This is a genomic window from Reinekea marinisedimentorum (genome assembly GCF_004341165.1).
GTDB classification, from domain to species: domain Bacteria; phylum Pseudomonadota; class Gammaproteobacteria; order Pseudomonadales; family Natronospirillaceae; genus Reinekea; species Reinekea marinisedimentorum.
The window spans coordinates 1-21,794 of the sequence record NZ_SLZR01000004.1 but is presented as its reverse complement, the minus strand read 5'-3'; the positions used below and the strand labels follow the sequence as shown (position 1 = coordinate 21,794).

Below are 21,794 nucleotides of genomic sequence, written 5' to 3'. Positions count from 1 at the left end.
AGGCAAAAATGTAGAATCAAGCTATACCTTAATAGCTGAGCCAGCGTAACAAATACAATTTTAAGGAAATACAATGAAGTTGACCTGTTTTAAAGCTTACGACATCCGTGGCGAACTCGGTACGGAGCTGAATGTTGATATCGCCTACCGAATTGGTCGCGCTTTTGCGACATTCTTAAAGCCGAAGAAGGTTGTCGTTGGTTGGGATGTACGCGAAACCTCGCCAGAGCTGAAAGATGCGTTTACTAAGGGTGTTCTGGATTTTGGCGCAGATGTCGTCGATTTAGGGCTGTGCGGCACGGAAGAAGTCTATTTCGGTACCAAGTACCTGGAAGCCGATGGCGGTTGCATGGTGACAGCCAGCCATAACCCCATTAATTACAACGGTATGAAGATGGTTCGTGAAGATGCGAAGCCTATTTCAGCCGATACCGGTCTGGCTGACATTCGCAAAATGGCTGAAGATGAAAATTATGATCCAAAGGCAGAGGTTCCGGGCACTCTGACCCAGCTGGACAACCGCTCAGCCTATGTTGACCACCTGATGTCTTACGTTGATATTCCAAACCTGAAGCCAATGAAGGTTGTTGTGAATGCCGGTAACGGTGCTGCTGGCCCAACGCTGGATGCTATCGAAGCCGAGCTGAAAAAACGCGGCGCGCCAATTGAATTTGTGAAAATCAACCACGAGCCGGATGGCACCTTCCCGAACGGTATTCCTAACCCTCTGCTGCATGATCAGCAGCCGGTTACCGGAAAGGCCGTAAAAGAAAATAGTGCAGACCTTGGGATAGCGTGGGATGGCGATTTTGACCGCTGTTTCCTGTGGGATGAAGACGCTAACTTTATCGAAGGCTACTACATTGTAGGCTTGCTGGCTGAAGCATTCCTGGTGCAGCGCCCGGGCTCCAAAATTGTTTATGACCCGCGTTTAACGTGGAACACGCTGGAAATCGTTGAGGCTTCCGGTGGTCAGGCCATTCAGTCGGTTTCAGGTCATGCCTTTATTAAAGAAAAAATGCGTGCAGAAGATGCTGTTTACGGTGGCGAAATGTCTGCTCACCATTATTTTAAAGATTTTGCCTATGCCGATTCGGGTATGATCCCATGGCTGCTGGTTGTCGACCTGTTGAGCCGTAAGGGCACCACACTTAAAGCTTTGGTAGAAGACCGTATGGCGAAGTTCCCAAGCCCAGGTGAAATCAACAGCAAGGTTGCCGATGCGGATGAAACCATGGCGCGAGTGCTGGAGGCCTATCAGGCAGAAGCGAAGAATATTGACCGTGTGGACGGTCTTTCTGTTGAGTTTGATAACTGGCGCTTTAATCTGCGTAAGTCGAATACCGAGCCGGTTATCCGTTTGAATGTTGAAACACGTGGTGATAAGGCGTTGATGGACGAGAAAACTCAGGATCTGCTTGCGTTAATTCGGCAGTAATAAACTGTTCTAAAGCAAAAAAGCTGGCCATGCCAGCTTTTTTTATGTTTTGCAGAAGTAGTGTGGTTAAACTTCCTCATTTGCCCGCGCAAACAAAAAAATCATACCTTTCACAATATCTTCGCAGTTGGTGGCATCCAACCCCTCGGTATCCATAATCCATCTGCGTTGATCGTCTAAATCCAGATTGTCTACATTGTCATAGCAATCGTATTCAGAAATAACGTCGTACTCACACTCTTTGTTGTAAGCCTCAAACATCAAATCGAGACAGTACTGGGCTGCGATAGGGTCCTGGCAGTAGAGCTCGCCATCTTCAAAGTCCAAATCCCATTCTTTCAGGATATCCAGGACAGATTCACCTTTGTCGTGTAAATCCTGCAGGGAGGGCATATCTGAGCTGAACTGACCGGTTTCGAAGTCTATCAGCCATTCTTCTTCTGGCCTCACCAGTACAGACTTGAATTGACCGTCTGGCAGCGACCAGGCGATGGCGTATGGGTAACCGGATTCAATATCCGTCATTTCAAATGCAATAAAGGTTGGGATGTTCATCTCTACTAATGGCCGGTGTTTCATGTGGGGCAGATTTTCGCACGGCAGGTTGCCGGTAATCCAGAGTAATTGCTGTTGCTATTGTTTATACCGTTATCTAAAGCGTGGTTGCTTTTAGAGCCAAATCCTGTCGTTTTCGGTAAACTCCGCACCCAAACGGAGGATCTATGTCAGACACAAACGAACGTATTCCAAGAGATTTTTATCAAAGAGACCCAGAAGAGCAGCAGGCCTTTCTGGAGAACACTTGGTGTAACAAATGTCAGCAGGTGGATTTGGGCATGCAAGACCCGATCGAATATGAGTTTATGGGCCGTATATTTATCGAGGGTAAATGCAATGTCTGTGGTGAGCCATCTATTACTGAGGTAGTCGAAGACGAGGAAGGCACCGATTGAGCGCGCCTCTTAACATTCTGTATGAAGATGAGTACCTGTTAGCTGTAGATAAGCCGGCAGGGTTGCTGTTGCATCCGTCCTGGTTAGATAAGCATGAAACCGATACGTTGGCTTCAAGGGTTAAGTCCTATTTCCTGGCCCAGGGTCATGCCGGAAAGGTGCACACGGTTCACCGGCTCGACAGACCCACCAGTGGGGTGGTTCTCATCGCTAAGGATGATGAGGTGGCGCGCAATCTTGCAACGCAGTTCCGCACTGAGCAGGTAAGAAAAACCTATTGGGCGATATGTCGTGGATTTTGTCCGGAAAGTCAGTTAATAGATTACGAGTTGACTGAAGAGCTGGATAAAATAGCTGATAAACACGCCAGTAAAGAGCGCGAGCCGCAAAAGGCGGTTACCCGTGTCAGGCGTTTGGCGATTGCTGAGCTTGGCCTTGCTGTTAGTCGCTATTCAAAAAGCCGTTTCTCGCTGGTTGAATGCACTCCGGAAACCGGTCGTAAACATCAGATCCGTCGGCATTTAAAGCACATTCGGCACCCCATTTTGGGTGATACCCGGTACGGTTGCCGGCACCATAATAAATTGGCCAAAGCAGGTTTGGCTCTAAGCTCACTGGCGCTGCGAGCTGTTTCTATTGAGTTTTTTCACCCGGTAGAAAACAGGAGGTTGAAGGTTTCCGCAGACTTGCCTTTAGATTGGCTGAGTATTCTTGAACGGCTGGGTTGGCAGGGGCTTTCCAGTATTGCTTAAAACGCTTCAAAAGCGCGTGAACAGTGCGTAATTTCCTACTTTTATTCATGAATCAGTAAAGTCCTGATTTGAGCTTTGTAAATTCGTTTGCTATGGTGTTTCAGAATTCTGGAAGAGGGTTAAGCGTTATTATTGCATTTTGTTAGCTAAAATCAGCGACAATCGGTGTTGTTCATCTTTATTTGAATAGGCCTTAATGCAACTAACCTTGTTATGTACTCTTCCTCTGATTCTTTCGAAATAACCGAAGAATTCATTCTGCTTCAAGATGAGAATGCATCTGTTATGCGTTTTTGTCTGCGTTACTTACCTTTCCAGGTATGTCTCAATTCATTTCCAATCTTTTCATTTATTGAGCTGGGCGTTGGTGCCTTTTGGTGCGTTGGCCAGCCTCTTAGAATAAACGAAACAAGGATAATTTCATGAAAACTCAATTAGGTCTTATGTGTGGCCTTTCAGCCATGCTGGCAATTACTGCCTGCTCCCAAAATGAAGAACCTGCTCAACAAGCCTCTGCCGCTGCGGAACCAGCAGCTGTTGCTGCAGCAACCTGTGGCGATATCTCCATTGCTGATATGAACTGGAGTTCTGCCAGCCTGATCGCCAATATCGATAAGGTAATTCTGACTGAAGGTTACGGCTGTAATGCTGAACTGGTGCCGGGCGATACTATGCCGACAGGTACATCCATGATTGAGAAGGGCGAGCCTGATATTGCCCCTGAACTGTGGTCTAACTCTATGAAGGATGCGTTAGACCGTGGTGTGGAAGAAGGTCGTTTGCGCTATGCGGGTAAGTCGCTTTCCGATGGTGGTGAAGAGGGTTTCTGGGTTCCACAATACATGGTTGACGAAAACCCTGCGCTGGCAACGATTGAAGGTATTTTGGCAAATCCGCAGCTGTTCCCACACCCTGAAAATTCAGATGTAGCCATGTTCATGGGTTGCCCGGCGGGTTGGAACTGCCAGATTTCGACCAGTAATCTGCACCAGGCACTGGGTATGGAAGAGGCTGGATTCGAGCTGGTAGATCCGGGTTCCGGTGCCGGTCTGTCTGGTTCTATCGCTAAAGCTTACGAGCGTCAGGAAGGCTGGTTTGGCTATTACTGGGCGCCAACCGCAGTATTGGGTAAATACAAAATGGTGAAGGTCGATTTCGGTAGCGGGGTTGATCTGGAGCACTTCCAAAGCTGCATCACTCAGTTGGAATGTGAGAACCCTCAGCCAACCATGTATCCGCCTTCGCCGGTTTGGACCGTTACTACTGAAGCGTTCGCCAATGAAGTGCCTGAAGCATACGGCTATATCAGCAGCCGTTCTTTCCCGAATGCTCAAATGAACGAACTACTGGCCTGGATGGAAGACAATCAGGCTGACGGTGAATTTGCAGCTTATCACTTCCTTGAGAACTACGAGGATGTATGGACTGCATGGGTTTCTGATGATGTAGCTTCAAAAATTAAAAGCGCATTATAATTAGCTCTATTAATCAGGAGTAATGGCGAAGGCCATTGCTCCTTTTTAGGTGTTTAGACGATTTACATTCCAACCTTTTTTAGCCTTCCGGCAATATCACTTTCCATTTCCAGATAGCTGTCAGGGGTTGGAACGTAAGTTGATCGAACAATTTCAATAACTTTTGAAAGTATAAAATATGTCCTGGATAACAGAATTTCCTCAGTTGAGTCGAAGCGAGCTGCTGACAGTGCGCAAAACTCTGGATGAGGCTTACCGTGAGTTTTCGCGTTCCCATGGGGAAGCCATTGAAAACTTTTTTGATCCCCTGTTAGCTTTTCTGGTTTGGATAGAAAATCTATTAATATCGACACCCTGGTGGTTGGTGATTGCAATTATCTTAGCCATTACCCACTTTGCAGCGCGCTCTCTTAAATTAACGATCGGTGTGGGTATCTCCCTGTTTCTGATTGGTTTCTTCGGTATGTGGGAAGACACCATGAGTACGCTTTCTATCATTACGGTTTGCACCATTCTCTCAATTGTACTGGGTGTGCCGATTGGTATTGCGATGGCTAAGTCTAACCGTATACAAGCCATTGTTACGCCTATTCTCGATGTTATGCAGACCATGCCGGCCTTCGTATACCTTATTCCGGTCGTTATGTTGCTTGGCATCGGTAAAATTCCCGGCGTCATTGCTGTTGTTATTTATGCCATTCCGCCGGTGATCCGTTTAACTAATTTGGGCATTCGTTTAGTCGATAAAGAAGTTCTCGAAGCAGCAGATGCCTATGGCGTTACTTCCTGGCAACGGTTGTGGAACGTACAGTTACCGCTTGCGATGCCAAACATTATGGCAGGTGTCAACCAGACGATTATGATGGCGCTGGCCATGGTGGTTATTGCGTCCATGATCGGGGTGAAAGGGCTGGGGCAGCCGGTATTGCAGTCCATTACCAACCAGTACTTTACTCAGGGTTTATTGAACGGTTCGGCCATTGTCGTATTGGCAATTATTTTTGATCGCGTCTCACAAGCTTATGCGAAGCGTTCGCAACGTCATATGGGAGGCCGACATGACTGATTCTCTTATTAAGATCGAAGGGCTGTATAAGCTTTTCGGCCGTACGCCAGCCAAGCATATGGGCCTGGTTAAACAAGGGCTTTCAAAAGATGAAATTCTTAAAAAGACCGGGCATACGCTCGGCCTAAAAGATATTAACCTTGATATTAAGCGCAGCGAAATCTATGTGATTATGGGCCTTTCTGGCTCCGGTAAATCCACATTGATCCGTCACTTTAACCGCCTGATTGATCCGACTGAAGGCAAGGTGGTTGTTGAAGGTCAGGACATTATGACCCTGAACGATGCCGAGCTGCGTGAGTTCCGCCGTAAAAAAATGTCGATGGTGTTTCAGCGCTTTGGCCTGTTGCCACATAAAACTGTGGTTGAGAACGTCGCTTTCGGTCTGAAAGTGCGCGGTATTGGCAAAGAAGAGCGTCAGCAAAAGGCGACACAATGGTTGGCAGATGTTGGTTTGAAGGGTTACGAAGATCAGTACCCGAGCCAGCTTTCCGGTGGTCAGCAACAGCGGGTAGGTTTGGCGCGTGCACTGTGTACCGATGCTGAAATTCTGCTGATGGACGAAGCCTTCTCTGCACTTGACCCGTTGATTCGCTCAGAAATGCAGGATCAGCTTATTGAGCTGCAGGAAAAGCTGCACAAGACCATTATCTTCATTACCCACGATTTAGACGAAGCACTGCGCATTGGTGATCGCATTGCCATTCTGCGTGATGGTGAGCTGATACAGGTTGGTGCTCCGGCAGATATTCTGCTGCACCCGGCAGATGACTATGTCGAGAAGTTTGTGCGTGATGTAAACCGCGCGCGGGCTTTGTCTGTCGATACCGTCATGAAGCCCGCCAAATTCCGTATTTCGGCCGAAACAGTGGGTGAGGCTTTGAAAGAAATGCGTACGTCTAAGCATGAATATGCTTACAACGTTACCGGCGATGGTTACCAGGGCGCGCTTGCTCTTGATCAGTTAGAAGAACTTGATAAATCAGAGTACGGTGAGCTGCTTACCGACGAGCACTACTATGATTCTGACGTAAACGTTGAGCCGGATGCGGTTATTGAAGAGGTGATCCCGGAAACACTGGATCAGGAGTACCCGATTCCAGTGGTTGATGAAGAGGGTAAACTTCAGGGTGAGCTGTCACGGGATACCATTGCCGAGGTGCTAAGCCCGCAACCTGAAGCCGGTGAAGGCGAGGAAACAGAGAAGACCGGGTAATATTTACCCGTTGTAGCCTTGAAATTTCGCTCAGGGTGAACCAACCTGAGCGGAATATTTCAGAAGTTGAATATAAGGCTGTTGCCCATGGAATCTCTCGTCCAGGTTCAGAAAAACGGTCATTTGTGCACGATTCAAATAGACCGCCCGAAAGCCCTAAACGCCCTCAGTTACGACCTTATCACTCAGTTGAAATTAGCCCTTGAGAACGCCTTCGAGGATTCCGCCATTAAGCATATTTGGCTGGAAAGCACCTCTGAAAAAGCCTTCTGCGCCGGAGGCGATGTAAAAGCACTGGCCATTGAACTGCAGAATACACCTCAGGCTGATCGTCAGGAGCAAGCCTATACATATTTTGAGCATGAGTTTGATCTCGACCTGCTGATAGAGCAAAGCCCGAAGCCGGTGGTCGCTTTTTCGCAGGGGTTTACCTTTGGTGGGGGCTGGGGCCTTTTTGCCGGCGCTAATCTTAAACTCTGTAGTCAGCAGGCAAGCTTCGCCATGCCAGAAGTGTTAATCGGGTATTATCCGGATGTCGGCGCAGCCGCCTATCTTCAGGCAGACTACTGGAAGGCTGGTACCTTTGTGGGTATGAGCAGTATTACGCTGAGCGCAACCGAGGCCATGGCATTAAGTTATGTCGATGACATCATCACCGAAGAATATGCCCAGATACTCAAACGGCAGCTGATGGAAGGAATTGATGTTACTGAATTGGATATCGAAAGCTCAGCGGAAAGCGTTAATGAGACTCACAAGGCGTGGATGTCCGCCATGGAGCTGCTTCCGGATGATGCCTCGCTGACCGATTGGATTAATGTGGTTGAAGACAACCAGCAGATTTCACCCTTCAGTCGCGCTAAAAAAGTCTGGGATGCCGGCTCTGCCTGGTCCGTCGCCTTTATCTGGGAATACATGAAAGACATGCGCGGCAAGTCGCGCGACGACATCCTGCAAATAGATAAGGTCGCGGCCTCTAACCTGGCTTGTCAGCCCGATTTTATGGAAGGCATTGATGCAAAACTGATTGATAAATCGCGTGCGCCTGAATGGCAGTACCCGCAGGTGGAATCAGTTCCTTTAGCTGAAATACAGAAGATCTATCAACTCAGTTAAATTTCAGCGCAACAAATTTTCTAAGTAAGAAGAGTAAAGCTATGACGACATTGAATGTGACCTGTGCCACCTGTGGCACGGTAAACCGTGTGCCCCGTGAACGGCTGATGGATAAAGCCATTTGCGGTAGTTGTAAGAACCCGGTGATTGCCTATCGCGCGGTAACGGTGAATGAATCCAATTTCGATAACTATGTTTTGAAGACCGACCTGCCCGTTGTGGTCGATTTTTGGGCCAGCTGGTGTGCCCCCTGTGTTGCCTTCTCGCCCATATTTGAACAGGCCGCCACCGGATGGGAGCCCCGTGTGCGCTTTGTGAAGGTTGATGCCGATTCCACGCCGGCACTCTCCAAAAGGTTTGGCATTCGCAGTATTCCGAGCCTGTTGTTTTTCTATAAAGGTAAGGTTATTGAACAGCGCCAGGGCAGTATGCCGGGTGGTTTGTTCGACCAATGGTTGGAAAAACAGACTAACGATCTGGGTGTATAACGAATACCTGGGTGATCAGACGATAGTCTAGTCTCATTCTATCGTCTGATGTGAGCGTTGTGCTTGCTGGCTAGACTGCTAATGCTTATCGAAAAGCGTTGGGAGCCGGCTAATAACAACATGAAGAACACCTCGTTAACGACAATTGAAATTCTTAAATCTGCTGCCCAGCGTTACCCTGATCAGGAGATTGTCTCCGCGCTTGCTGATGAGTCTGTTCATCGATACCGCTACAAAGATGCCTTCACCCGTTGTAACAAGCTGGCGATCGCGCTGAAAAAGCTGGGCATTGGCAAGCAAGCCAATGTCGGTACCTTAGCCGCCAACCACTACCGCCACCTGGAAGTGATGTTTGCAGTCAGTGGGGTAGGGGCGGTGTATCACCCCATCAATGCTCACCTGGTTAGAGCTCAACTGCAGTTCATCATTAATCACGCAGAGAATGTGTGCCTGTTTGTAGATCTGGCCTACCTGCCGCAACTGGAGCTGCTGGCGGATAATATCCCATCGGTGAAGCACATCGTCGTTTTATGTACTGCGGAGCAAATGCCGGCTGAATCGGCTTTTGATTTGCTTTGTTATGAAACCCTGATTGCCTATGAGCCTCTGTGCTTTGAATGGCCCAGCTTGTCGCAGGATTCGCCCAGTGGTCTGTGTTATTCCAGTGGCACGACCGGTGACCCGAAAGGGGTGATCTATGAAAACGGCTCAACGGCGCAGCATGCTTCGGTTACCGGCAGCTCGCAGTTTCATGGCTTTGACGAGTGGTCTGTAGTAATGCCGGTGGTGCCGTTTTACTTTATCAATGCCTGGGGCGTGCCATACGCCGCCGTATTTTATGGTGCCAAGCTGGTTCTGCCCGGTTGCGCGATTGTGCCGGAAAATGTTCAGGGGTTGATCGAAACAGAAGAGGTGACGCATGCCTATGCCGTACCGGATGTTTGGCGTCGGTTGCATCAGTACCTTCAAAAGAGTGACTTGCCAATTGATTCACTGCAAACCATTGGTGCCGGTGGCGACCCTTCGCCGCTGGAGCTGGTGAAGGCATACGCTCAGAAGTATGGCGTCTACTGGATGGGGTTATGGGGGATGGTGGAAACCTCGCCACTGGTCAGTGCCGCATCCCGTTGCCCTTATATTGAGCAGTTACCGGAAGACGAGCGATTTCAAAAGCAGGCCTCGGCCGGGCGCGCTGTGCTCGGTATTGAGATCGAGATATTTGATGCCTTGGGCCGTGCGTTACCGCATGACGGCAAAACCATGGGCAATATCCGTATTCGTGGCCCCTGGGTAGCAGAAGGCTATTTCAGTGAAGAGCCTTCCGAGAATTTTGTCGATGGCTGGTTTGAAAGCGGCGATGTCGGCATGATCGATGATCATGGGTACATTACCTTGCTCGACAGAAGCAAAGATGTCATCCGCTCCGGGGGCGAGTGGATCGTTTCGGTTGAGCTGGAGCAGGCAGCCATGCAATACGAAGCGATCGACCGAGTCTGTGTTGTCGGTGCACTGCATGAGAAATGGCACGAACGGCCCATTATGTTGCTCACTTTGCGGCCGAATATGGCGTTCAGTGAATACCGGCTGCGCAAAGTGTTGCAGCAGCAGGTGAACTCCTGGTGGATGCCAGACGCCATTCTGGTGGTTGATGAATTGCCGGTTTCCGGTACCGGGAAGCTAAAAAAAATTGAAGTCCGTAACGAATACCGACACTATCTACTGCATAAATAAAATCTGCAATTTATGTTGTGAATCGTCGACGGTAACGGATGCTGAACCTTTCTTTTTATATCGCCATATCCCTAATTTACATTGCCATTCTATTTGCCATTGCTCTGTGGGGTGACAAAAAGCCGGTAAAGGGGCGCATGCACCCATGGGTCTATAGCCTTTCATTAACTATTTTTTGCACCAGCTGGACCTTCTACGGCTCTACCGCGCAATTTGCGCAAAACGGCTGGTTTTTCTCACCCGTTCACTTAGGCACCATTCTGCTGTTTATCATCGGCTTTGCCTTCTGGCAGAAGATGATCCGTGTTGCCAAGCAGGAAAATGTCACCACCATTTCTGATTTCATCGCTTCGCGCTATGGGCACAGCCGTGAAGTATCGGTGATTGCCGCGTTAATCTGTCTGATTGGTGTGATCCCTTATGTTGCTTTGCAGCTGAAGGCGGTGTCGGTCAGTTTTAGTATCGTTTCCCATGCCAATGTTTTAACGGATCACTGGTATCACGATACCGCCTTGTACATCGCGATAGCGATGGCGGTATTTGCCATTCTGTTTGGCACCCGCCATATCGATACCTCGGAGCATCACCCCGGAATGGTGTTGGCCATTGCCTTTGAAGCCATCGTTAAACTGGTGGTGTTTCTGGTGGTTGGCTACTGGGCCGTTGAAAGCATTGGCGGCGGGTTTCTGCCTGTACTGCGCGAAACGGTGTCTTCGCCTTCCACTGCGATGATGGTCAGTGGTTTTGACGATACCTACATCTATACCACGCAAATGCTGCTGGGCATTGTTGGTATCTTCACGCTACCAAGGCAGTTTCATGTTTCGGTCGTGGAGTACCAGTCTGATCAGGATTTACGCAAAGCCCGCTGGGTATTTCCGATCTACCTGATTCTGTTCAACCTGCTGATTGCTCCACTGGCCATCGTCGGTTTGCTGTATTTCAATTCCGATGCCGCGCAGCTGGAGTATCTGGTTCTGAAGCTACCAATGGCCGCAGGGCGGGTCGATTTAGCCACGATGGCATTCATTGGTGGCCTTTCCGCGGCAACTTCCATGGTAATTGTGGCAACGGTTGCTCTCAGTACCATGCTCTCTAATGAAATTCTGCTGCCGGTGCTGATTCGCATGAACCTCTGGCGTGCAGACTCCAAAAATATGACGCGCAATATTCTGAATCTGCGCCGCTTTGGTATTGTGCTCATCGTGCTATTGGCGTTCTTCTATTATCGCCTGGTGGTCTCTGCTGAGCAGCTCATCGATATCGGCCTAATTTCATTTGTTGCTGTTGCGCAATTCGCGCCGGCAATCTTTTTGGGTCTGTTCTGGACCGGCGTCAATCGCAAGGGTGTTATCTGGGGGCTTTCGCTGGGGCTGTTCGCTTGGTTCTATACATTGCTGTTGCCGCTCATTGCCCGCTCAGGATTGTTGCCGGAAGGCTTCTACGAAACGCTGATGAGCTTGAGTGTTCTGAACCCCTATTCATTGTTTGGTCTCGATGCTTTGGACCCAGTCGTGCACGGGGTTTCCTGGAGCCTGGCATTGAACGTGTTGGGCCTGTTGCTGGGCTCTGCCTACAATCAGGATTCCTTGAAAGACCGTATTCAGGCTTCGCGTTTTGTGCACGATGGCCAGAACAATCATGGCGCTCAATCCCGCGGTGTCACGGTGGGTGATTTACATACCCTGATCAGCAAGTTCCTGACTCAGGAAAAGTTGCTGTCGTTGCTCGATGAGCACGTTAACCCGCTGAACGGCCGGCTGCTGAAAGACGACACCGCAGATGACGAGCTGGTGCATAAAGCCGAGCGTATGCTCGCCTCGGTGTTGGGTGCCCCCGCTGCACGGCTGCTGTTTGAGCAGATTGAAAAAACCAGCGGGCAGGATTGGCGCAATGTCAGCAATATCGTCAATGAAGCCTCGCAGGTACTTAAATTTAACCGTGAGCTGTTAAATTCAGCGCTGCAATCGATTAACCAGGGCATCAGCATTATCGATCAGAACCTGAATCTGGTGGCTTGGAACCGTACCTATCAAGAGATGTTTGATTACCCGGATGAACTGCTTTCAATCGGCAGGCCGGTGGATGACCTGATACGCTACAACGCCAGCCGTGGCGAGTGCGGCGACGGCGACCTGGAAGAGCTGGTTAAGCGGCGTATCAACCATCTGAACCGTGGGGTGTTTTATAAGTTTGAACGCCTGCGCACAGACGGTACCTACCTGGAAATACAGGGCCGGCCTATGGCTGAAGGCGGCTATATCACCGTCTATAAAGACATTACTGAACACCGACTGATTGAAGAGCAGTTAAGACGTAGTAATGAAGATTTGGAGGAGACGGTCAACAAGCGCACCGAGGCCTTGCAGCTTTCCAACCTGGAGCTGGAAAAAGCCAACAAGAATAAAACCCGCTTCCTGGCTGCCGCCGGGCATGATCTGGTTCAGCCGCTAAATTCGGCTGCACTGTTTACCGCCAGTATTCAATCTCGCCTGAAGCGTCAGGGCGCGGATGAAGACCTGATTAAACTGAGTGATCAAATTGAGCGCTCATTGCATTCAGCTGAAAACCTGCTGAATGAACTGCTGGAAATTTCCAAACTGGATTCCGACATCATCAAGCCTTCACTGGCGACGTTCTCGTTAAAAGATATGATGCAATCCCTGCGGGATGAATTCAGCATTATTGCTGAAGAACGCGCTGTCGATTTTAAACTGCTGCCCAGCTCCGCTGCCGTCGTTTCAGATGCGCGCCTGCTGCGCCGAATATTGCAAAATCTGATCAGTAACGCCATCAAGTACAGTGCCATGGGGCGGGTGTTGGTTGGTGTGCGGCGGGGTAAAGATCATATTCGCATCGATGTTATTGATACCGGGCCGGGCCTCAATGAGTTTCAGGCTAAGGCCATTTTTGATGAGTTTTACCGGGTGCCGGAATACTCAACCAACGAACGAGGATTAGGGCTGGGGTTGGCCATTGTGCAGCGCATGTCACGGCTGCTGGATCACCCCGTCACGATTAACTCTAAGGTCGGTAAAGGCAGCCGGTTCAGTGTCACTGTGCCCGCTGGCAAACTGGTGGCGAAAGTTAAGGCTGAAAAGCAACAGCTGGAAGAAGAAAAAACAGACTATCGCGTATTGTGTGTCGATAATGAGCAGCAAATTATCGACGGCATGCAAAGCCTGATCGGGGAGTGGGGTTACTCCGTGGTAACGGCCCTGAACGAAGAAGGTGCCAATGAGCTCATCGAGCAGCAGAAGCCGGATCTGGTCATTATTGATTATCATCTCGATAACGACATCACCGGGCTCGATGTCGTCGGCAACTGGCAGCAAAGCTGGCTGGGTGATACACCGGTCATCGTTATCACCGCCGATTACACCGATGATGTCCGCCATGCAACCAAAGAAAAAGGCTTCTTCCTGTTGAAGAAACCGGTACGGCCGCTGCAGTTGAAAGCTTTGATTAGCAAGGCGATCAGCTAGCGGGTGTTAAAAACTGTAGAAAAATCAGTAATTTGCAGTAAATATTGCGGGCTTAAGCTAGACTAAAGCGAAGCTCGCTATTACAATGGCCGCGTTCTTATCTGAACGGCCTTACGCGCCCGTAGCTCAGCTGGATAGAGTAGGTGGCTTCGAACCACTTGGTCGGGAGTTCGAATCTCTCCGGGCGCGCCATTTTATATTGTCATACCCGCATAATGCTATTTCACTCGTTACACTGCTATTTCTCTGAAACGGAGAGATTGTTTTGCGTAGCAAAACCAGGGCATTCATGCCCGCACGAACGTAAGAGTTCGACCCGCTAGGGCCGCGAAGCGCATCTCTCCGGGCGCGCCATTTCACATTGTCATACCCGCATAATGCTATTTCACTCGTTAGACAGTTATTTCTCTGAAGCTGAGATTGTTTTGCGTAGCAAAACCAGGGCATTCATGCCCGCACGAACGTAAAAGTTCGACCCGCCAGGGCCGCGAAGCGCATCTCTCCGGGCGCGCCATTTCATATTTTTATACCTGCATAATGCTATTTCACTCGTTACACTATTATTTCTCTGAAACGGAGAGATTGTTTTGCGTAGCAAAACCAGGGCATTCATGCCCGCACGAACGTAGATATTCGACCTGAAGGGTCGCGAACCGCGCCTCCTTGGGTGTGGAAGTGAATGTGTTTTAAATCCCCAAACTCTAAAAAACTCAACGTTTTCAATGGCTGGAAGAGTAATTCCACTCCTTATTGTTTTAGTAAGGCGACTACCGATATTTCGCGACCAGCTTCTCATTTCTAACAGCTGCCAATTGAACATAGGCGGAGAGGTTAGGTTTAATCCCCGCGTTAAAAAATCAAACCTATTTGCATGAGTAAAGTAAGGATACTTTATGTACCAAGCAACGTCTGTACGTTGTCAGTTGGCATCTGGTCATTTTTCAGTTATCCATATTCAAGGCAAAGAAGCACTCAGCGATTGTTATGAATTTAGTGTGACACTGAAAGATCAAAATCGGCTGATATATGCGCAAAACCTTATTGGCGAGCGCGCCCAGTTAAGTTTTCACGATAATACCGGCAATCTGCGCTCTCTTACCTGCGATATCCAGCAGGCCGAGCAGGAAGGTGCTCAGGTCTCATTGTTGTTAAGGCCTTGCCTGGCGCGAGGTCAAGATTTACAGCAATCCCGCGTGTTCATGTATCGCTCCCGTGTCGAAATTATTGAACAATTGTTAAGCGAATTAGGCTATGGCCGCTGGCAAATCCACTGGCACAGCGATGTTAGCGAAGCGGTCTTACCCGCGGTGTTTGTGCAGGCTAATGAGTCGCAGCTGGCATTTTTTAAGCGCTTAGTCGCCGAGTTGGGATGCTTCTTCTGGTTCGATAGCGATGGCAAAGAAGAGCAAATTAACTTCGCGGCCGATTTTGCCCATACGCCTTTTACTGCCGCCATCGTTTCTATTGAGCAAACCAAGCGTGAAGCCATGGCCGGTAAAGATTCCCCACTCACGCGCACCTGGCAAACGGTAATGCCGGCAGCCTCGTACCAAAACCACGGCCGGCCAGCGCAACCCTTAAAAGCGGTGGCTTCAAACGACCCATACCAAAGCCCCTTAGCGTTGAATGAGGGCGCCAAAGCCCAGGCCGAGCGGCAAAACCAAAAGCACACTCTGGCAAGCTCAGAACAGTTCTTTATTCAGGGCAGCTTCCCGCTTATCGCCACAGGCCATTCCAGTGCCATACCGGTTTACTGGAGCAACGATGGCTTCTGTGATGACCTAACCTGTGTTGCCATTGAGCACGAAGGGCAGGTGTACGACGCCCAAAACCCCGAACTGGGTTTAAAGTACAGCAACCGTGCCTCGCTGCTAAAACGCGCCAGCGGCTTTGCACCCACATTCCCGGCAATGCCCGAGCTGCCACTGGCCTTTCCGGCGAAAATTGAATCCGCCGACCGCTACGCCTATCTGGATGATCGCGGTCAATACCAACTGCGCATGGGCTTTAGCCACAACAATACCGAGCACCTGAACCACACCAATGCCAGCCCGGCGGTTGAACGCATGGTGCCGTTTGCCAATGCTAATCAGGAGCTCAGCACCGGTTGGCACTTCCCGCTGCTGGATAGCAGTACGGTACTCGTCACACTATTAAATAACGACCCGAACCGACCCTGCATCATGGGCTTTGCCAGTGAGTTTGGGCAAGATGGCCCCGTCACCAGCCACAACAAACATCAGGGCCGCATTGTTACCCCCAGCCAGAACGAACTGACCTTAGACGACGAACTGCCCAACATACTGCTGCAAACGTTCGACGGCCAAACCAAGCTGGAGCTCAACGCTGCCACCAGTGGCCAATATATCATGCTGGCCGCCCAATACGGCCTCATTAAGCTCACCGCCGGGCAATACCAGCGCTGGATCGTTCAGGGAAACCTGATCCAGAAACACGGTGGCGCGTTCCTGGAAAAAGTAAAAACCAACAGCAACGTCGCTATCGATGGCAACCGCCACTTACAATCCGCTAAGCAGCAGATTGCGCGCAGTAAAGCCAACACGACCTTCAGCAGCGAAGGCGACCAGCACTGGCAAACCAAAAGCCAGGGCATTACTCTACGTACCGAAGGCGCTGTCACCATCAAAAGCCAGGGTAGCCAGCTGAATAAAACCAGCGGTGGTAACTATAGGTTACAGGCACCGAACGACATCACCATTGCCGGTACCGGCAGTGGCACCATGACCATCAGTAATGGCACCGGTGGCTTCCAGATAGATACCGCCGGCAACATCAAAGCCTTTGGCAACAAAGTGACCTTAGGTGGGCCGAGTGGTGTCAGCTTTGCCGGGAATGTGAGTTATGTGATGCCGGGGGCGAATGCACCGGTGAGTGGGGCGGCGGTTGAGCCGATAGGGGTTGGGCAGATTGAAATTCTTGAGCTGGAAAATATTCAGCACGAAGGTGAAGCAATACAGTATGAGCGAGATAAGCCAGATCAAGTAAGAACGGTTAAAGTTAAGGTGACATCCGAATCTGGTGCGCCTGTGCCGGATGTTCAGGCCAGATTTGAAGGTCAGAGTGGTTTTCAAGCAGAAGGTATTTCGAATGATGACGGCTTTATTGAATTCGAAGGTGTGCCTTATTTTGAAGCTGGTAAAGTGATTTACTCTGATGAAGAAGATCTTCTTATGAAGTCTCTGGCAGCTGATCTAAATCGAGCCTTCGAGAAAAAGCAGCAACGGCAAGTTGCCCGATGTTTACAGCGCTGTGTCGATTACAAAGAGCTTAAAAGCATTTTTGATTCTAAATATGGATCCATCGACTCACACTTTCAGGCCAATTTCAAACACCCTGATACTCAAGACTTTATTGAAACGCTATTGCTTAAATGCGGTTGGGTAGACAGCTTAGATAACACGGAGGTGTTCTATAGTGAGTAAGCCTCAATTTAAAATTGTTACATACCCTAATTTTAATTCAGTTGCACCTGGTGCACTCGTGAATATGCGTAGTGAATTGGTGAATGAAGATGATACTGTTCCAGAAGGTACTCGGTTTCAATGGGCCTGTCATAACGATCCTGCAACAACAAGGTGGTACCAGCCAAGTAATGTGCTTGGGCCAACAGGTCGACATTGGAATAAAGCTCGATGGAGCTTTACCGGGCTACATACAATTGTATTGACGGTTACTTTTCCGGATGGTTCCAGACAAAAATATTTTCGAAATCAGCGAGTTGATAATGCGACGAATATTCTCAGGTCTGAATTTGATCCTGCTGCAAATGATGAAGATCCTACTCCAGTTCAGACGCTAATAAACACCAGGAAGTATCTGGAAGTTCTTAAAGCAATAGCTAAAGAAAAACCACCAGCAACCGAGGAAGATCGGGAAAAGCACGATAATACGGTAAAAAATCTGGATGCCTATATCTTTCACCTCGATGATCATTTGAAGGGACTAGAGCATAAAGAAGCGTTTCAGGTTGACGCAATCCACCTTGATGAAGAGCGTTCTACACGCACCGTATTAAAGCTTTGGCTTATAAATAACACACCAGAAAATGATGATGGCGAAGAAGCAGGTGAGCCAACCTGGCGGTTAATTGATTGGACCAATCCAGCTAATCGCTCTACAACCGGGAGTTATGAAGAATCCGGAGTTAGCCATAAAGAAGCCATTGAAGAGCTCATTGAAAGTTGGGATGACAATAATCGTTATCCTGACGGTCGAATTCGTTACAGTTTTAGAGTGCCCCAATATGGCGTGAACCTGGAAGGTGGGTTCGATACGGATGGGATGTCTACCTGGGATGAAATATCAAAATGGCTGGATTATGCCGCTTTGGGGGCCGCTGTTGTCGCCGGGGTAGCGACTTTTATTGCACCGGTGCCCGGCTCCCGAGTGGCATCTGCTGCAATTTGGGCCAGTATATTCACCAGTACAGGCGCGGCCACCATCAATATTGCTCAGCGTCATGAGGAAGGCTTTGGTAATTTAAAAGACGACGCGTTCGATGGCTTAAGCATAGTCGGCAACCTCTTTGCAGGTGCCGGAATGGCATGGAAAGTTGGTGCCACTGTAACCAGTGCAAGCAAGCTAGGCTCGGGTATGAGCAAGGCAGTGCTTATTGGCCAAATTAGCACGGATGGATTACAAGGCGCATTATTAGCCTATGAGCATCTGGATAGCTACAACCAAATAATGGAAAATCCAGATCTTTTACCCGATGAGCGCTTAAAGCGTCTGATGGAGCTTTTCCGGTCCGCCGCCATATCGGGTGCAATGACCTATATCGCCATAAAGAGCTCCACAGGTGATCTTAATAACCTGAATAACAATAGAACGCTATTGAGTGCAGTGGATGTTGAAACACCCAGTGTAAAAATTGACTTGGATGCAGCTATTGAACATTCAGTACCGATACCAGAAGGTAAGACGCAGGTAACAACAAAGGCTAAAATTGAACCCGAGACTCGGCAGCTGGATGAAGGTCCGAGTAAAGTTACAATGCGGATCGCGAAACGTATTGAGAATAAATTTGTGAATCCGGATACGTTTGATGAGGCGGACGAAATTTTAACAGCCAATAGGGAGTTACTTGAGCTAGGCGAATATACCCATAAGTATAACCTTGATGAAATGCTTGAATTGGTGAGTGACCCAGAAATTAGGGATAACTATGTTACTCGGATAATGAATACAAGCTATTTGGATAACTATCAGTCAGGTAAAAAGAGAGGTGGGTATTTAGGCGCGCCATTAGAATGGAAGCAAGTTTTTGACGCCGATGGAAAGCATGTTTTAGATGAAAAAGGGAAGGAAGTGTTCATCCCATCACGTGGTAAAATGTGGTCATCTGGGTTTGATCAGACAGAAAGAGGGGATAAGTGTCCTAAACAGCAAGCTGAAATGGCTGGGGTAAACCAATCAGTCGGCAGCGATGGTAAACCCATTGATCAGACAATGGTTATTATTGATCGTAAAAGGTATATAGAACTTACTGAAAGTGAAATGTTCCGCCCTACATGGGAGAATATGATTAATCTTTCAGCAAGATTTGCCAAGAAAATTGAAGGTACGGAGCCTGAACGTCTAGCACGCATCAAGGCTGTAATGAATGATGATTACGTCAATACCTACGCTTCTGTATTTAAAAAAGCTGAAGGTTTAGGTTTGGATCTTTGGAAAGAAAAACAACGGGTGTTAGTGCTTAATAAAGTATTTGGTGGTGATGTCGATGCCCAGATGGCGTGGAATGACCGATTTGTAATTCAAAATACGTTAGGCGCAAATGAACATTTTCTAGGAACTGGCTTTACAAAAAGCTTATTGCCCAATTCGAAAGCAAATGATCCAGGCATTGCAGAAATTTTTGTTGTAGAAAATAAGCTTATGACTATCGAACAGTTGGAAGCTGCGGGTGCAATAAAAGTCTATGATGTTATACAGCCAGTGGAGGCTCCATGAAAAAAATTAATCTGATCGATTTTAAAACACAGTCTCCTATATTTGAATTTAAAGTTAGATTCTTCCCTGATGACTATGAAGCGCTGTATGTGATTGATGAATATCTTGTTTTTTTTAGTTATGAAACAACTAAAGGTGGGTTATTTTTAAGTGACCAACTAGAAATACCATTAGCATCACTAGATTTCATACTTACAACAATTCCACGTTATGACCTGCCCAAAAGCCTTGGAGGGCTTGGCGGATTAGATAATTCAGATGAAACTATTGTTAATGGTGAGAAGATATTTTTCGACAGAGTAGTTCACCCTCATTATGGCATAGAGACCTATTCAATTACTAACTTCAACCGGAAGTCACATATAAATCCAGTGTTAAACCAATCTAAAGAGATATTTAAGGAAACAATGGATGGTGGTTTATTCGATAAGCTGATTGAAATAAATAAGAATTATCATAACGGTGTTTATGCATAGTGGGTTGATGATTTTATGGTCAATCTAATAGAGCAATTAAAACTTTATACAGATACTGATCCAGACTTTCTCGTTCACAGCAGATTTAATGATGTGGTTTTTCCCAGCAATGACATGGTTGTTTCAACCTATAATGACCATTTATGCATTACCAATATCGCAATAGTACCAGATCCTAGAGGTAAGTTATTAGTTGATCAATTGGAAATGCCCTTGCCTTATTTAAAATGGTTTTTAGGCGTTAAGGCTCGGTTTGCATTGAGCCCGGATCAAGGTGGTTATCCGCCCGGAACCATGTCTGACATTATTCAGTTAGATCCAGATAATGAAGTCTATGTATTCAGAGGTGCTAATTACGCAAATCAAGGGCTTATGATGTTTAGCTTAGAGAATCGAAAAAGAGCATCCTATATTGCACCAGATATTGAGCAAAGTATTGATATTTATGATATCTATTTTGATCAGTGTGGCTTGCTGGAAACATTTTTAGATATTCAAAAGCTATATGATGATGGCAAGCTAGGTTAACAAGTCCAAGGGTACAATGTTGGTAAAAAATGTTCGCTTTTACTCCCCCCCAAAAAAAAGGCATTTTTTGGTGAATCAACATTAGAAGGTAATACAACCAATGGAAGTCCTGTTAATCGTCGAATTGTATTTTTGGTTATATGAAGCTTACAACGAAGGTGGTCAGAAGAATTTTGCTCCATTGAATTTTAGATACAATAAAATTAATAGGTTAAATTAGAGCGAATCCTCGGAATTCCCTCATTTTTGATCTAATCTCTCGGGCGCGCCATTTCACATTGTTATGCCCTTATAGTGCTATTTCACTCGTTAGACAGTTATTTCTCTGAAGCGGAGAGATTGTTTTGCGTAGCAAAACCAGGGCATTTATGCCCGCACGAACGTAAGAGTTCGACCCGCTAGGGCCGCAAATTAGAGAAATCTAAATTACATGCAGGGATAATTTTTAACCTCAACTACGTTATTGACGATCCTTGTTTCTGGAATTTTGCTTCCTGTTCGTCTGGCCTTTAGTTTATCCATCTCGGCTTTTGAGCCCTGCTCATCAATCCACTTAGCATAGTGTTTCAGCACGGTACCCACTGTGTCATCAAGCTGCATAGCAACAAATTTAATATTGAGACCTGCCATGATCCATTGTGTTGCTGCTGTGTGTCTTGTTTGCCGCATGTCACGCGCTCGAGTACCGCAGGCTTTTAATGCTCGGTTCCAAACAATATTTACGCTTCTGTTTGATGAGTGGATTGATGTACCGCCGGGAGTTCGGAAGATATAGTCACCTTGAAATCCGGTGTATCGTGTTCGGCGACAATTAGCGTGACCGGTTGACGACAACTATCTTGGCCGGTTGGTGTGACAATCGGCATCTTGTTATCCACTACGGAGTACAAGGTGCCAGGTCATCACATCACCAACCGACAAGAGGAGCTGTACATGCAGCATCGACAACAGGGTGCCACCCAGGAAACCGCAGCCGCCAAGGCAGGCATCTCCGTCCGATCCGACCCTGTAATTAATTCTGTGTAACTGCAAGGTTTATAAATAATCTTCCAAGCGCTCTTCAAATTCAATCATGAACCGGTTGAGCGCTGCCTTCC

Annotated in this window: 16 protein-coding genes and 1 tRNA gene; 15 read left to right on the top strand and 2 right to left on the bottom strand. The window is 47.9% G+C overall.

Annotated elements, in window-relative coordinates; genetic code table 11:
* Positions 1–73: 73 nt before the first annotated feature.
* Positions 74–1,438, top strand: coding sequence for a phosphohexomutase domain-containing protein (locus tag BCF53_RS06205; RefSeq protein WP_132700651.1), 1,365 nt, complete (start codon positions 74–76; stop codon positions 1,436–1,438).
* A gap of 66 nt (positions 1,439–1,504) precedes the next feature.
* Here BCF53_RS06205 and BCF53_RS06200 read toward each other — a convergent pair whose 3' ends face one another.
* Entirely contained in the window at positions 1,505–2,017 is a 513-nt protein-coding gene (locus BCF53_RS06200; RefSeq protein ID WP_132700650.1) for a hypothetical protein, read from the bottom strand.
* A 143-nt stretch (positions 2,018–2,160) separates the two neighbouring features.
* Between BCF53_RS06200 and BCF53_RS06195 the strand changes: the two genes are divergently transcribed.
* The 14 genes from BCF53_RS06195 (at position 2,161) to BCF53_RS06130 (ending at position 20,697) form a co-directional block, all read left to right on the top strand.
* Positions 2,161–2,391 carry a hypothetical protein gene (locus BCF53_RS06195; RefSeq protein ID WP_132700649.1) on the top strand — a complete coding sequence of 77 codons (231 nt, stop codon included), beginning with the start codon at positions 2,161–2,163 and terminating at the stop codon, positions 2,389–2,391.
* Complete coding sequence (locus BCF53_RS06190; RefSeq protein ID WP_132700648.1) at positions 2,388–3,143, top strand: pseudouridine synthase; 756 nt, start codon at positions 2,388–2,390, stop codon at positions 3,141–3,143. Before BCF53_RS06195 ends, BCF53_RS06190 begins: the two co-directional genes overlap by 4 nt.
* A gap of 422 nt (positions 3,144–3,565) precedes the next feature.
* Positions 3,566–4,618, top strand: coding sequence for an ABC transporter substrate-binding protein (locus BCF53_RS06185; RefSeq protein WP_243645785.1), 1,053 nt, complete (start codon positions 3,566–3,568; stop codon positions 4,616–4,618).
* A gap of 178 nt (positions 4,619–4,796) precedes the next feature.
* Complete coding sequence (locus BCF53_RS06180) at positions 4,797–5,684, top strand: ABC transporter permease (RefSeq protein WP_132700647.1); 888 nt, start codon at positions 4,797–4,799, stop codon at positions 5,682–5,684.
* On the top strand, positions 5,677–6,900 hold the full coding sequence (locus BCF53_RS06175; RefSeq protein ID WP_132700646.1) for a quaternary amine ABC transporter ATP-binding protein: 1,224 nt from the start codon (positions 5,677–5,679) through the stop codon (positions 6,898–6,900). The genes BCF53_RS06180 and BCF53_RS06175 overlap by 8 nt, the downstream gene beginning before the upstream one ends.
* A gap of 87 nt (positions 6,901–6,987) precedes the next feature.
* Positions 6,988–8,016, top strand: coding sequence for an enoyl-CoA hydratase/isomerase family protein (locus BCF53_RS06170; RefSeq protein WP_132700645.1), 1,029 nt, complete (start codon positions 6,988–6,990; stop codon positions 8,014–8,016).
* Positions 8,017–8,057: 41 nt separating this feature from the next.
* Positions 8,058–8,504, top strand: coding sequence for a thioredoxin TrxC (gene trxC, locus BCF53_RS06165; protein WP_132700644.1), 447 nt, complete (start codon positions 8,058–8,060; stop codon positions 8,502–8,504).
* 81 nt (positions 8,505–8,585) lie between these two features.
* Positions 8,586–10,235 carry an AMP-binding protein gene (locus tag BCF53_RS06160; RefSeq protein ID WP_243645784.1) on the top strand — a complete coding sequence of 550 codons (1,650 nt, stop codon included), beginning with the start codon at positions 8,586–8,588 and terminating at the stop codon, positions 10,233–10,235.
* A 38-nt stretch (positions 10,236–10,273) separates the two neighbouring features.
* Positions 10,274–13,720 carry a PAS domain-containing hybrid sensor histidine kinase/response regulator gene (locus BCF53_RS06155; RefSeq protein WP_132700643.1) on the top strand — a complete coding sequence of 1,149 codons (3,447 nt, stop codon included), beginning with the start codon at positions 10,274–10,276 and terminating at the stop codon, positions 13,718–13,720.
* Between the two features lie 115 nt (positions 13,721–13,835).
* Positions 13,836–13,912, top strand: a tRNA-Arg gene (locus BCF53_RS06150).
* A 701-nt stretch (positions 13,913–14,613) separates the two neighbouring features.
* Positions 14,614–17,163, top strand: a complete 2,550-nt coding sequence (locus BCF53_RS06145) for a contractile injection system protein, VgrG/Pvc8 family (protein WP_132700642.1) — start codon at positions 14,614–14,616, stop codon at positions 17,161–17,163.
* Entirely contained in the window at positions 17,156–19,693 is a 2,538-nt protein-coding gene (locus tag BCF53_RS06140; RefSeq protein WP_132700641.1) for a hypothetical protein, read from the top strand. The genes BCF53_RS06145 and BCF53_RS06140 overlap by 8 nt, the downstream gene beginning before the upstream one ends.
* Positions 19,690–20,169, top strand: coding sequence for a hypothetical protein (locus BCF53_RS06135; protein ID WP_132700640.1), 480 nt, complete (start codon positions 19,690–19,692; stop codon positions 20,167–20,169). The genes BCF53_RS06140 and BCF53_RS06135 overlap by 4 nt, the downstream gene beginning before the upstream one ends.
* Before the next feature lie 15 nt (positions 20,170–20,184).
* Entirely contained in the window at positions 20,185–20,697 is a 513-nt protein-coding gene (locus tag BCF53_RS06130) for a hypothetical protein (RefSeq protein ID WP_132700639.1), read from the top strand.
* A 426-nt stretch (positions 20,698–21,123) separates the two neighbouring features.
* Here BCF53_RS06130 and BCF53_RS06125 read toward each other — a convergent pair whose 3' ends face one another.
* Complete coding sequence (locus BCF53_RS06125) at positions 21,124–21,327, bottom strand: hypothetical protein (protein WP_132700638.1); 204 nt, start codon at positions 21,325–21,327, stop codon at positions 21,124–21,126.
* Positions 21,328–21,794: the final 467 nt, after the last annotated feature.